The sequence below is a fragment of the Micromonospora sp. DT48 genome, assembly GCF_049844495.1.
Lineage (GTDB): Bacteria > Actinomycetota > Actinomycetes > Mycobacteriales > Micromonosporaceae > Micromonospora.
Window position 1 is genome coordinate 609,846 of the sequence record NZ_JBNCLE010000005.1, and the last position, 12,189, is coordinate 622,034.

General features: G+C 69.6%; 11 protein-coding genes. 7 read left to right on the top strand and 4 right to left on the bottom strand.

Going from position 1 to position 12,189, the window contains the following annotated elements:
* Window positions 1-111: 111 nt before the first annotated feature.
* The 3 genes from ACLQ2S_RS05870 to ACLQ2S_RS05880 form a co-directional block, all read right to left on the bottom strand.
* On the bottom strand, window positions 112-918 hold the full coding sequence (locus ACLQ2S_RS05870; protein WP_196222475.1) for an AfsR/SARP family transcriptional regulator: 807 nt from the start codon (window positions 916-918) through the stop codon (window positions 112-114).
* Between the two features lie 190 nt (window positions 919-1,108).
* On the bottom strand, window positions 1,109-1,825 hold the full coding sequence (locus ACLQ2S_RS05875; RefSeq protein ID WP_230462344.1) for a polysaccharide deacetylase family protein: 717 nt from the start codon (window positions 1,823-1,825) through the stop codon (window positions 1,109-1,111).
* The gene (locus tag ACLQ2S_RS05880; RefSeq protein ID WP_375335308.1) at window positions 1,822-2,832 is read right to left on the bottom strand and encodes a glycosyltransferase; all 1,011 of its coding nucleotides are present in this window, start codon (window positions 2,830-2,832) and stop codon (window positions 1,822-1,824) included. Before ACLQ2S_RS05880 ends, ACLQ2S_RS05875 begins: the two co-directional genes overlap by 4 nt.
* 266 nt (window positions 2,833-3,098) lie before the next feature.
* Between ACLQ2S_RS05880 and ACLQ2S_RS05885 the strand changes: the two genes are divergently transcribed.
* From ACLQ2S_RS05885 to ACLQ2S_RS05910, 6 genes are read left to right on the top strand one after another with little or no spacing between them, the layout of a single operon-like run.
* Window positions 3,099-4,409 (top strand): aspartate aminotransferase family protein, encoded by a 1,311-nt coding sequence (locus tag ACLQ2S_RS05885; RefSeq protein WP_230462356.1) that lies wholly within the window; start codon window positions 3,099-3,101, stop codon window positions 4,407-4,409.
* A complete protein-coding gene (locus ACLQ2S_RS05890) occupies window positions 4,403-5,422 on the top strand; it encodes an NAD-dependent epimerase/dehydratase family protein (RefSeq protein WP_309222774.1) in 1,020 nt (339 codons plus the stop codon). The genes ACLQ2S_RS05885 and ACLQ2S_RS05890 overlap by 7 nt, the downstream gene beginning before the upstream one ends.
* A gap of 13 nt (window positions 5,423-5,435) precedes the next feature.
* Entirely contained in the window at window positions 5,436-6,404 is a 969-nt protein-coding gene (locus ACLQ2S_RS05895; protein ID WP_155215443.1) for a UbiA prenyltransferase family protein, read from the top strand.
* The gene (locus tag ACLQ2S_RS05900) at window positions 6,404-7,417 is read left to right on the top strand and encodes a glycosyltransferase family 2 protein (protein WP_155215442.1); all 1,014 of its coding nucleotides are present in this window, start codon (window positions 6,404-6,406) and stop codon (window positions 7,415-7,417) included. Before ACLQ2S_RS05895 ends, ACLQ2S_RS05900 begins: the two co-directional genes overlap by 1 nt.
* Window positions 7,414-8,451: a glycosyltransferase family 2 protein gene (locus ACLQ2S_RS05905; protein ID WP_155215441.1), complete on the top strand. Its 1,038-nt coding sequence runs from the start codon at window positions 7,414-7,416 to the stop codon at window positions 8,449-8,451. Before ACLQ2S_RS05900 ends, ACLQ2S_RS05905 begins: the two co-directional genes overlap by 4 nt.
* Window positions 8,448-9,575 (top strand): endonuclease/exonuclease/phosphatase family protein, encoded by a 1,128-nt coding sequence (locus ACLQ2S_RS05910; protein WP_155215440.1) that lies wholly within the window; start codon window positions 8,448-8,450, stop codon window positions 9,573-9,575. Before ACLQ2S_RS05905 ends, ACLQ2S_RS05910 begins: the two co-directional genes overlap by 4 nt.
* 26 nt (window positions 9,576-9,601) lie before the next feature.
* Here the strand turns inward: ACLQ2S_RS05910 and ACLQ2S_RS05915 are convergent, their stop codons facing one another.
* Window positions 9,602-10,507, bottom strand: coding sequence for an SMP-30/gluconolactonase/LRE family protein (locus ACLQ2S_RS05915; RefSeq protein ID WP_155215439.1), 906 nt, complete (start codon window positions 10,505-10,507; stop codon window positions 9,602-9,604).
* A 198-nt stretch (window positions 10,508-10,705) separates the two neighbouring features.
* On the opposite strand from ACLQ2S_RS05915, the gene ACLQ2S_RS05920 reads away from it, so the two are divergent.
* Entirely contained in the window at window positions 10,706-11,809 is a 1,104-nt protein-coding gene (locus ACLQ2S_RS05920; protein ID WP_155215438.1) for a glycoside hydrolase family 53 protein, read from the top strand.
* Window positions 11,810-12,189 lie beyond the last annotated feature (380 nt).

Here is a 12,189-nt window from a genome sequence, read left to right on the forward strand (position 1 = left end):
GAGTTCCTGACCGTCTGCCCGCGCCGAGTTCCTGAGCGGCCGCCCGGGGCCCCGGGTCGGTCCGGGGGCCTGGCCCGCCGCACCTGAGCCCTGGGGCCGCCGGGCGCCGGGTCAGACCGGAACCCGCCGCTCCCACCACGGGCGTACCGTCACGGGTTCGCTGCGCAGCAGGCGGCGGTGCAGGTCCTGAAGTCGATGCCCCGGCTCCACGCCGAGCCGGTCGGCGAGGGTGGCGCGGGCGTCCTGGAAGGCGGTGAGCGCCTCCGCGCGCCGGGAGGTCTGCCCGAGGGCGACCAGCAGCAACTCCCAGAGCCGTTCCCGCATCGGATGCTCGACCAGCATCCAGCGCAACTCGGCCACCACGTCCTCCACGTCCCCCAGGAGCAGGCGCAATCCGGTCACCTCCTCCAGTACGTCCTGACGCAGCTCGGTCAGCCGGATCCGTTCGGCCTCGGCCAGTGGGCCGGTCGCCTCGTGCAGCGCCTGGCCGGACCAGTGCGCCAGGCCGCGCTGGAAGAGGTAGAGCGCGTGCGGCAGGTCGGCCCGGGAGCGGGCGGCGCGGGCCGCCCGGACGTCCCGTTCGAAACGTACGATGTCCACCGCGTCCGGCGGCACGTCCAGGGTGTACCCGGGACGGGTGGAGCGCAGCACCCGGGCGAGGGCCGGACGTCGGCCCGGCGGCTCCAGCACCCGGCGCAGCCGACCGATGTAGGTGTGCACCATGTTCTCCACCGAATCGGGTCGGCGACCCACCCAGATGGCGTCGACGATCTGGGCCACGGACAGCACCATGCCGCTGCGCATCGCCAGCACCGCGAGGACTTCGCGTTGTCGTGGTGTGCCCAGGTACAGGCGGGTGTCCGCTCGCCGGGCCTGGATCGGGCCGAGCAGCAGTATGGACAGGTCATCGTGCGACATCAGAGTTTCTCCCCCACCCATTCGAGCCGGGTGTCACGACCCGGCTCCGGCGCTTGTGCGGTGTCGACGGTTCCGGCCGGTTGCGGGGCACCCGCTGCTTCGCGGGGCGGATGGGCACCGGCAGGTGCGTCGACGGGTTGACGTGGACTGGTGGTCATCCGCTGCGGAACGGGGTTCGCGCATTCCCCACCTACCGGTCGTCCGCGACCGTGACGAAGCGGAGCCCCTGGCCGATGAGTCTCGGGATGACCTCGGTCAGGGCGGCGATGGTTTGCGACCGGTCACCGCCACCGTCGTGGCAGAGCATGATCTGCCCGGGACGGGTACGGGACAGCGACCGGGTGATCCGGTCGACGCCCGGACTGCGCCAGTCGCTGGGGTTGACCGTCCAGTCGACCGGGGTGAGGCCGAGGTCGACAGTGGTCCGGAGAACAGTGGGCGACCAGTTGCCGCCGGGTGCGCGGAACAACCGGGGGCTGACCCCGGTGGCGTCCTCGATCTCCCGCTGGGTCCGGTCGATCTCCGCCCGCACCATCGGGCGGGACAGTGCGGCGAACGGTTGTGGGTGCGTCATGGAGTGGTTGCCGATCACGTGACCGGCGGCCAGCACCCGGCGGGCGAGTTCGGGATGCTCGCGTACCCGGTCGCCGATGAGGAAGAAGGTGGCGCGTACGCCGTGGGCGTCGAGCAGGTCGAGCATCGGCGGGGTCCACGTCGGGTGCGGCCCGTCGTCGATGGTGAGCGCGACGTCGTCACCCGGTACGCCGAACGTGGGCCACTGTGGACCGCCGAGGGTCGGACGGCGACGCAGGAGTTGTCGGCCACGGTAGGCGAACATCAGGTAGTGCAGTGCCTGCGCGCAGAGCTGAGCGGGGATCCGGGCGAGCGTCCCGTGGCCGGTGTTCATCGGGACGTTTTCGCGGCGGGCACCCGGGTCGGCCCGAAGCTGCGGTCGGTGAGGTGACGCAGCCCGCCCACCACGGCACCGGCGACGACGGCCAGTTGGACTGTCAGGTGTACGGCGAAGAAGAAGGCGGCGAAGGCGGGGCCCCGCTGACGCAGGACGAAGCGCAGCAGGGCGGGCTCGGCGACGGTGAACAGCACGAAACCCAGCAGGGTCGCCAGCGGCCAGCCGGCGGTGAACGGCGCCAGCAGCAGGGAGGTCGGCACCAGGGCGGCGGTGAGCAGGCCCGCCGGGGTGTTTGCCCGGATGCCGGCCGGGCCGCGTTCGGCGAGGGCCACCGGGATCAGCAGCTGCGAGCGACGGAACTGCTTGCGCAGCAGCGCGCCGAGCTGGCTGTCGTCGTCGTGACGGCAGACGACCGTGTCGGTGAGGACGATGCCGTGGCGGTCGCCCATCCGGTCGCCGATCTCGACGTCCTCGGAGGCCCGCAGGTTCTCGTCGAACAGGCCGACGGCGTCGAAGACCTCCCGCCGGATGAGGCAGATCGCGAAGAGGGTGGTGCGCACCCGACCGACGTTGCGCAGCCGCCAGTAGTGCCCGTGCAGCAGGCGGTACGCCTCGACGGGCCCGTCGTCGAACAGCGGTGTGAGCGCGTAGATGCCGTGGACGCAGGCGACGTCGGGTTGCTCGCGCAGGATCGCCAGGGCGTTGCTCAGCGCGTCCGGCTCGGGTGCGCAGTCGGAGTCCAGGAAGAACAGCAGATCGCCGGTGCTGGCCTGGATGCCACGGTTGCGGGCGGCGGCCGGGCCGGCGTTGCGGTCGGTGACCAACAGTCGGCACGGGAAACGTCGGGCGATGTCCCGGGTGTCGTCGGTGCTGGCATCGTCGACGACGATGACCTCGGTCACCGGGTGGTCTTGCCGACGAACCGCCTCGAGACAGGCACCCAGGGTCTTCGAGCTGTTGTGGGTGGGGATGATGACCGAGACCGTCGGCGGCATGTTCAACACCTTCGGGACGTAGGGCAATGCGCTAAGGAAATTGACGAAGAAAATTCTCTGTACTGCGACCAAGTTAACGATCGGCCAGCGCTGCCGCAAGGGTTGCCTTGCGTAGTCAAGGTTGCATCCAGCAACGGTCCAGGAAAGATCTCGGGGCAATGGATAGCGTCCCGGCCATGCCCAATCTGGTCAGCGTCGAGGAATGCGAACGTCTCACCATTCGGGAGGTGCACGACCTCTATCGGCGGTACGTGAACGCAAGCCAGGTCAATCTGATGACCTCGTTCGGGTTCGGCCGAGAATTGGTCGAGCGGGCTGAGGGTGCCTACCTGACATTACGTGACGGCCGCCGGATCCTCGATCTGACCGGCGGGGTGGGGGTGCTCAACCACGGGCACAACCACCCACGGATCATCGAGGCTCGCCGCCGCTTTGCCGAGCGCCAGCGGATGGAGGTCCACAAGACGTACTTTTCGCCCTACCTTGCGGCGCTAGGTCATAATCTCGCGGAGCTGCTTCCCGGCGACCTCTCGATGTCCTTCCTGCCCAACTCGGGGGCGGAGGCGGTGGAGGGGGCGGTGAAGCTGGCCTACAAGTACCACGGTGGCCGGCGTGGGACCATCCTGCGCGCGGACTGCGCTTTCCACGGAAAGCTGCTGGCCTCCGGCGGTCTCACCGGGCAGCCGCACTTCAACTTTCCGACAATTCCGGGAATCGTCCCTTTCGCCTACGGGGATCTAGATTCTGTACGGTCGGCCATCGACGCCCATCCGGACGATGTCTACGCCCTCATCATCGAGCCGTTCAGCGCCTCTACCATTCAGTGGTGTGACGAATCGTTCCTCCGTGGGGTGCGAGAACTGTGTGACCAGCATGACATTGTGTTGATCTTCGATGAGATCTATACCGGCTGGGGTAAGACGGGTAGCCTCTTCTACTTCATGCGCTACCCAGGGTTGATACCGGATGTGCTAACCACGAGCAAATCCTTCGGTGGCGGCAAGTCGTCGATTTCGGCCTTCGTGGCCCGTAAACCGGTGTTCCGCAGGGCGTACGACAATCTGACCGACGCGCTGCTGCAGAGCACCAGCACCACGTACTACGGGATGGGGGAGGAGTGTGTCACCGCCCTCGAAGCGATCAACGTGGTGGTGGAGGACGACTACCCGGCGCGGGCCCGCGAACTGGAACGTGTCCTCGAACCGGGACTGAACCGGCTGGCCAAGGAGTACCCGGACGCCGTCGGCCGGGTGGCCGGTGCCGGGGCGCTCTGGGGTGTCCAGATCGAGGGCGGCCCGAAGGTCCTCGACCTGGTGGCCCGACTCGCCCCGAGCGGCGTGGCCAAGGATCCTCGGTTCAAGGCCAAGCTGGTGACCTCCGCCGTGGTCAACGCCCTGTACCGCGACCACGACATCTTCACCTACTACGCCCTCAACGGACGCAACCCGCTGATCATCGCACCGTCCCTGGTCACCGAGCCCGCCGACGTGCAACGCGGCATCGACGCCCTCGGCGAGGTGCTCGACCAGGGGCTGACCCGGTTGGTCACCCGCTTCGTCGCGCAGAAGGTGGGATCGCTGTGGTGATCACGGTCACCGGCGCCGCCGGCATGCTCGGCTCCCGTCTGGTGGAACGGCTCACCGCCGACAACCATCAGGTACGCGGCGTCGACCTACGCGACGAGAGCACCGTCACCGACGTCGGCGACATTCGTGACGCACGGTTACTGGATCGCGCCTTCGCCGGCAGCAGCCTGGTCATCCACTGCGCGGCGGCCCTGCCCAGCTACCCCGACGACCAGATCAAGTCGGTCATCGTCGACGGCACGCGCAGCGTGTTCGCCGCCGCGCAGCGGGCCCAGGTCACCCGGGTGGTGCACGTGTCGTCGACGGCCGTGTACGGACTGCCCAAGCAGGTGCCCACCCCCGAGGAGCACCCGCGTACCCCGGTCGACACCTACAGCGCGGCCAAGGCGGCAGCGGAGGAGATCGCCGAGGAGCACCGCGCCCGGGGACTGCCGGTGGCGGTGCTGCGCCCCAAGACCTTCCTCGGCCCCGGCCGCATGGGTCTGTTCGCGATGCTCTTCGAATGGGCCGAGGAGGGGCGCAACTTCCCCGTGCTGGGCCGCGGCGACGTGCGGATCCAGATGTTCGCCGTCGACGACCTGGTCGACGCGGTGGTCACCGTCCACAACGCCCCGGACGACGTCTTCAACGACACCTACAACCTCGGCGCCGACCGCTTCGGCACCCTCCGCGAGGACTTCCAGGCGGTCCTGGACGCCGCCGGCCACGGCCGCCGGGTGGTCTCGCTGCCCGCCCGGCCCGCACTGGCCGCCCTCAGCCTGCTCGAACGCAGCAAGCTGTCCCCGGTCTACGGCCGCCTGCTGCACAAACTGATGGCCGACTCGTACGTCAGCACCGAGAAGGCCCGCCAACGCCTGGGCTTCCAACCCAAGCTGTCCAACCAGGACGCCATTCTGCGCACCTACGAGTGGTGGCGCGCCGAACAGCAGCGGGCCCGCCCCGCCCGGCAGGGACGGACGAGTCGCGACCCCTGGAAGCAGGGTGCCCTGGCCGCCGCGAAGATCTTCTTCTGACAGGGGTGCCGCGATGACGTCCGTCGAAACCGCGGTGGAGCCGCCCGCCCCGGTGGTCACCCGGCGCAGCACCCGCCTACCCACGCCGCTGCGACCCCTGGTGGCGCTGGCCCGCCCCGGCCACGCCGTGAAGAACCTGCTCGCCGTGCCGCTCGCGCTGGCCGACACCCCGGTGTGGACCGGCGCGACCCTGTGGCGATGCCTCTGGGCGGTCATCGCGTTCACGCTGGCCTCCTCGGTGATCTACGTGGTCAACGACATCGCCGACCGTGACCGCGACCGGGAACACCCGGGCAAACGCAACCGCCCGATCGCCGCGGGCCGCGTCTCGGTCGCGGTGGCCTGGGTGTACGCGGGCGTGCTCGGTGTCGCGCTGGTCGCGGTGATCGTCGCCGGACCGGCCGTGAACTGGTGGCCGCTGCTGACCTACCTGGTGCTGACCACCGCCTACAGCAGGTGGCTCAAACACGTGCCACTGCTGGACGTCTGTGTGGTCTCCGCCGGCTTCGTGCTGCGGGTGTTGCAGGGGTACGCGGCCACCGGCGCGGAGGTCTCCAGCCTGCTGCTCACCGCCGTGTTCAGCGGGTGCCTGGTGCTCATCCTCGGCAAGCGCCGCCACGAGCTGGCTGCCCTGGGGACACCCCACCGACCGGCGTTGGACGGCTACAACCTGCTGCTCACCGACCACCTGCTCGGGCTCACCGCCTCGCTGGCCGGCACCACCTTCCTGCTGTACCTGCACATCGACGCGCCGGTCGACGCGTACCCGCCGCTCGCACTGGCCATCGTCGTACCGCTGGGTCTGCTCGCCGCCTTCCGCTATCTCCAGGCCGTCCTGGTGCTGCGCGGTGGCGGCGACCCGATCCGGATCCTGCTGAGGGACCGGACCATCGTCGTGTGCGCCGCGCTGGCCGGTGTCACGTTGGCGCTGGCCCAGATCATCGCCCGTTACCCCAACCTGCTGACCTGGACGGACAGTTGATGAAGCAACCCCTGGTGTCGGTCATCGTGCCGAACTACAACTACGCCCGTGCGCTGCACCTCTGCCTGGACTCGCTGCGCGCGCAGACATATCCCCACCTGGAGATCATCGTGGTGGACGACTGCAGTACCGACGACTCGGTCGCGGTCGCCGAGGCACACGGGGCGCAGGTGCTGCGTACCCCGCGAAACGGAGGGCCGGCGGCGGCGCGCAACCTGGGCGCGGCGGCTGCGGCGGGGGAGATCCTGTTCTTCATCGACTCGGACGTGGCCGCCCGGCCCGACGCGGTGGCCAACGCGGTCGAACTGCTCACCGCCGACCCGACGATCGGGGCGGTCTGCGGCAACTACGACCCGGTGCCGCTGATCCGGGACAGCCTGTTGGAGGAGTACCGCTGCCTGCAACAGTCCTACTGGTTGATCGCCGACGAGGGCCAGATCATGACGCTGTACACCGCGTTGCTGGCCATCCCGGCGCGGGTCTTCAACGAGGTGGGACCGTTCAACCCGGAGCTGCGGGAGACCGAGAACGCCGACTACGGGATGCGGCTCGCGCAGCGCTACCGGATCCTGCTCTCCCCCCGGGTACGCGGTGTGCACGACCACGACCACGAACTCGGTGTGCTGGTGCGCAAGGTGTTCACCCGTACCGCCCTGCACATCCCGCTCTACGCCCGAAAGCCGGAGTTCCCCGGCGGCCTGCGCAGCGGCCCCCGGGCCTGGGTGAGCATCGCCGCCCCGCTGGCGCTGCTGACCACCGTGCTGCCGCTGCTGTTCGGCCCGCTGTTCCTCCTGGTGCCGATCGCCGCGCTGATCGCGTTCATCGCCGGCGACGCGCCCATGTACCGGTTCGTGTGGGCTGAACGCGGCGCCCTGTTTCTGATCTACTTCATCGCGATGCACTTCTTCCTCAACCTAGTCATCGCCGTCGCCGCGGCGTGCGGTGTGGCCGCCTGGCTGGCCTCGGCCCGGTTCCGCCGGCTCTACGACCGTCCGGAGGTCGCGACCCGATGAACGAGCTGCCGCTGGTCTCGATAATCGTGCCGAACTACAACTACGCCGAGTCACTGGATCTGTGCCTGCGGTCCATTCTCGACCAGACGTACCCGAACATCGAGTTGCTGATGGTCGACGACTGCAGCACCGACCAGTCCGTCGCGGTGGCCGCCGCCCTCGGTGTGAACGTGGTCAGCACCGGCGTCAACGGTGGCTGCGGTACCGCCCGCAACGTGGGCGCCGCACACACCCGAGGCGAGCTGATCTGCTATGTGGACTCCGACCTGGCCCTGGCACCGGACGCGGTGGCCACCGCGGTGCGGATCCTCACCGAGGACCCGACCATCGGGGCGGTCTGCGGCATCCAGGACGCCGAGCCGCTGCTCCACGACACCCTCGTCTCGCGCTACCGGGGCCTGCAGTACCACTACTGGTCGATCAGCTCCGAGGGCGACATATCGTTCCTCTTCCCGGCGATGTGCGTCATCCGCCGCAGCGTCTACGACGAGGTCGGGCCGTTCAACCCGGCCCTGCGGCAGACCGAGGAGGTCGACTACGGCTACCGGCTGACCCGTCGGCACCGGATGGTGCTCACCTCCGAGGTACGCGGCCGGCACGACCACGATCACGAACTGGTCGGGTTGCTCCGCAAGCTGTTCCACCGGGGACGGCTGCGGATCCCGCTGTACGCGCGGGCCCGGCGATTCAGCAAGGGCTTCGAGACGGCCTCCCGTGCCGGAGGCAGCCTCGCCGCCTTCGCCGCGCTGCCGGCGCTGGCCGTACCGCTGGTGCTGGGCCCCGTCGGTGCCGTCGTCCCGGTCGCCCTGCTCGCCACGTCGCTGGCCTGCGACGCGGGGATGTACCGGTTCGTGCTGCGCCGGCACGGACTGCTGGCCCTGCTCGGCTTCGCCGCGCTGCACTTCGTGGTCAACGTGACCATCAGCGCCGGGGTGGCGACCGGTGCCGTGCAGTGGGTGTTGTCCCGGCCCTTCCGGCAGCTGTACGACGCCTCCTTCCCGATCGACAGCACCCCCCGGTGGGAGTCGGCGTGACGACGGCCGCGCCGGTGGCCGTGGCCGGCACCGAACCGGACGCGTCCACCCGCGCGGCACCACGTCGCCTGCCCGCGGCGTTCCTGGTCGTCGCCGCCGCGCTGTGGCTCGCGTTCACCGTCACGCACCTGGTGATCAGCGGGCGGTGGTGGTTGTGGCTCGCGGTGGACGCCGTGCCGCCGCTGACCTTCGTCCTCATTCCCCTCACCCTGGGCGTCGGCGCGGCGGTGCTGCGCCGACGGCGGCGCACGGTGGCGCTGCTCGCCGCCGTCGCGCTGCTGCTCGGCGCGGGCCAGTCCGGCGTCAACATCCGTCGGTGGCAGGGCGGTGACGGTGTCGCGCCGCCCGACGCGGTACGGGTCTTCGTGTGGAACACCGACTACTGGGACGAGGGCGACCAGACCGAGACGATGTACCGGATGCTGCGGGAGGCCGACGCCGACGTCTACCTGTTGCAGGAGTACTGGTACGCGCGGACCGCCGGGCCGACGGAGACGGACCTGGAGCGGCTGCGCGCCGAGTTCCCCGGTTTCCACGTGGTGGCCGTCGGTGAACTGGTGACCGTCTCGCGCCTGCCGGTGCTGCGGCAGGAGCCGCTGCTGGCCGACGATCTGCCGCCGGAGGTCGCCGGGGCGGGTGACGGGTGGCGCTACAAGACCCTGCGTACCGACCTGGACGTCGGTGGCGGTCGGGTATTGTCGATGTACAACCTGCACCTGCCCGTGCAGCTGTCACCCGACCACAGTCTGTTCGACCGGGCCTTCTACCGGGTGCTGCGCGAGCAGTACGCGCAGCGCGAACCGCAGTGGCGGGTCCTGGCCGCGGACGTGGCCGCCAACCCGCATCCGAAGCTGCTCGCCGGTGACCTGAACACCAGCCCTGCCATGGGTGACCTGCGCAAGCTGCCCGACGGCCTGCGCGACGCCGCCTACGCGATGCCGTCGCTGTACCCGGCGAGCTGGGCGGACAGCCCCGGCTGGCCGCAGTGGTGGCGGTTGGACTGGGCGTTCGTGTCGGCCGACGTGCGGGTGCACTCCTACCGGTTCGGTACCGGGCACCCGGTGTCCGACCACCGTCCCCAGGAGCTGGTGGTCTCCCTGCCCGGCGGCTCACCGGCGGGGTGAGCGGGACGCCGCTGTCGCGGCCCGGCCTAACGACCGGTCGGGCCCGCGCCGGTGACGTTGAGCGCGAGCGAGTAGACCGAGGTCGTGGCGGTCACGAACAGCTGGTTGCGCTTGCGGCCGCCGAAGGTGAGGTTCGAGCAGATCTCCGGCAGCCGGAGCTTGCCGAGCAGCGTGCCCTGCTGGTCGAAGCAGTGCAGACCGTCGTGGGCGGCGACCCACAACCGGCCCTCCCGGTCGAGCCGGATCCCGTCGAACGATCCGGCGTCGCACTCGGCGAGTACGCCCCGGTCGCGCAGTCTCCCGTCCGGGTCCACGTCGAAGTGACGCAGGTGGCGACGCCTGGTGTCGACGATGAACAGGCGACGCTCGTCGGCGGAGAACGCGAGGCCGTTGGGGCGTAGGAAGTCGTCGGCGACCCGCTCCACCCGGCCGTCCGGCGAGCAGCGGTAGACGTGGCAGCCGTCGAGTTCCGGCTCGGCCCGGTGCCCCTCGTAGTCGCTGTCGATGCCGTAGCTCGGGTCGGTGAACCACAACGCGCCGTCCGAGGTCTCGACGATGTCGTTCGGGCTGTTGAACCGCTTGCCCTGCCACCGGTCCGCCACCACGGTCAGCGATCCGTCGGGCTCGGTCCGGGTGACCCGCCGGTTGCCGTGCTCGCAGGTCACCACGCGGCCGAGACGGTCGATGGTCCGGCCGTTGGGGTAGCCCGCGGACGCCTGGAAGACGTCGCAGCGGCCGGTGATCTCGTCCCACCGCAACACCCGGTCGTTCGGGATGTCACTGAACAGCAGGCAACGCCAGGCCGCCGAGTACGCGGGCCCTTCCAACCACCGCCCGCCGTCGAACAGCCGCCGCACCACGCGGTCACCGCCCACCGCCGCGAACCGCTCGTCCAGGATGTCCCACCGCGTGGGTATGCGCTCCTCCGTCATGTACCGGATGCTATGCGGCGCACCGCGCGGCCCTTACGAGACTGGGGGCTGGCGTCGAGGGCCGGCATGGGTCACGCTGACTGTCGACCCAAGCCATCGACACATGTCACCACCTTGCCTGGTGTCGAGCCGTCCGGCGGCACACCGGACACGCCCGAACCTCTCGGGCATCCGCATCCCTGGATGTGAAGGAGCGCCATGAAACCGTCCCTCCGGGCCTTGGCGGCGGTGGTCGTCCTCGCGGCCCCGCTGGCCCTGACCGCCCCCGCGCAGGCGGCCAACACGCTCACCATGCGCGGCGCCGACGTCTCCTCGCTGCAACGCAGCCTCGACCTCGGCGCGCGCTACTACGACGCCTCCGGCGCGCAGGCCGATCCCTACGACATCCTCGCCTCGAAGGGCGTCAACTATCTGCGGCTGCGCGTCTGGAACAACCCGGCCAGCGGCTACAACAACAAGGCCCGGGTGCTCCAGCAGGCCAGGGCGATCAAGGCCAAGGGCTTCAAGCTGCTGATCGACTTTCACTACTCGGACACCTGGGCCGACCCGGGCAAGCAGTACCCGCCGGCGGCCTGGGCCGACCACTCGCTGAGTCGGTTGCAGGAGGACGTCTACGCCTACACCTACGACGTCTGCACCGCGCTGAGGGCGCAGGGCACCACGCCGGACGCGGTGCAGATCGGCAATGAGATCAACGTCGGCATGCTGTGGCCCGCCGGGCGGGTGGTCAACAACGACTTCGCCCCACTGGCGAGTCTGCTCAAGCAGGGTTACCGGGCCACCAAGGCGTGCCACGGCGGCACCCAGGTGTGGATCCACACGGCGAACGCGGACAGCAACGCCAACGCCCGCTGGTTCTACGACGGGATCAGGGCGCAGGGGGTCACCTGGGACGTCACCGCCCTGTCCTACTACTGCCACTGGCACGGCACGCTGGCCAATCTGTACAACGTGATCGCCGACGTGCGGTCCCGCTACGGCAAGCCGGTGGTGATCGCCGAGACGGCGTACCCGTTCACCACGGCCGACGCCGACCAACAGCCGAACGTCATCTCCGGCACCGCGCGCTGTGACGACATCCCGGCCACCTGGTCGGGGCAGGCGCAGCAGTTCAGTTGGGTGCAGAACACCGCGCGCAACGCCGGCGCGGTCGGCGTCTTCTACTGGGAGCCGACCTGGTACGCGATCCGGGGCAACGGATGGGACCCGGCGGACATCAACGGAACCGGTAACGGCTGGGACAACATGGCCGTCTTCGACTGGTTCGGGCGGGTCAACCCGAACCTGTCCTGGACTCCGTGACCGTCGGACCGGGCCCGGCGAAGCCGATCAAGGCATAGACCTCTGTCGTTTGACGTATGACGACGTTAACGCTAACTTCGCTGTCACGGATGGGGTTTCGTGGCTGCCGGGAGCCGGATTCCCCACCGTGGTCGCACGCCGGCCAGCCTCGACCTGGGCACGTCGTCACGCTGGTCGGCCATTCAGGCGACCCGATCGCATGACACCACGTGCTGACGCCACCACCCGACGCCGGCACATCCGCACGGCATCCACGGACTGCACGTGTGGCCCTAATCGAAGGAGCGGACCATGAAGTCCCTCGGTGAGGTTCGTCCCACCTCCCCATCCAGACGTCGTTGGCGGTCGGGGTTGGCTGCGGCTGCTGCCGTGGTCCTGGT

Bases quoted from the DNA above. Each gene is read 5' to 3' on its own strand.
- ACLQ2S_RS05870 (WP_196222475.1), bottom strand. From the start codon at position 918: ATGTCGCACGATGACCTGTCCATACTGCTGCTCGGCCCGATCCAGGCC.
- ACLQ2S_RS05875 (WP_230462344.1), bottom strand. From the start codon at position 1,825: ATGAACACCGGCCACGGGACGCTCGCCCGGATCCCCGCTCAGCTCTGC.
- ACLQ2S_RS05885 (WP_230462356.1), top strand. From the start codon at position 3,099: ATGACCTCGTTCGGGTTCGGCCGAGAATTGGTCGAGCGGGCTGAGGGT.
- ACLQ2S_RS05895 (WP_155215443.1), top strand. From the start codon at position 5,436: ATGACGTCCGTCGAAACCGCGGTGGAGCCGCCCGCCCCGGTGGTCACC.
- ACLQ2S_RS05900 (WP_155215442.1), top strand. From the start codon at position 6,404: ATGAAGCAACCCCTGGTGTCGGTCATCGTGCCGAACTACAACTACGCC.
- ACLQ2S_RS05905 (WP_155215441.1), top strand. From the start codon at position 7,414: ATGAACGAGCTGCCGCTGGTCTCGATAATCGTGCCGAACTACAACTAC.
- ACLQ2S_RS05915 (WP_155215439.1), bottom strand. From the start codon at position 10,507: ATGACGGAGGAGCGCATACCCACGCGGTGGGACATCCTGGACGAGCGG.
- ACLQ2S_RS05920 (WP_155215438.1), top strand. From the start codon at position 10,706: ATGAAACCGTCCCTCCGGGCCTTGGCGGCGGTGGTCGTCCTCGCGGCC.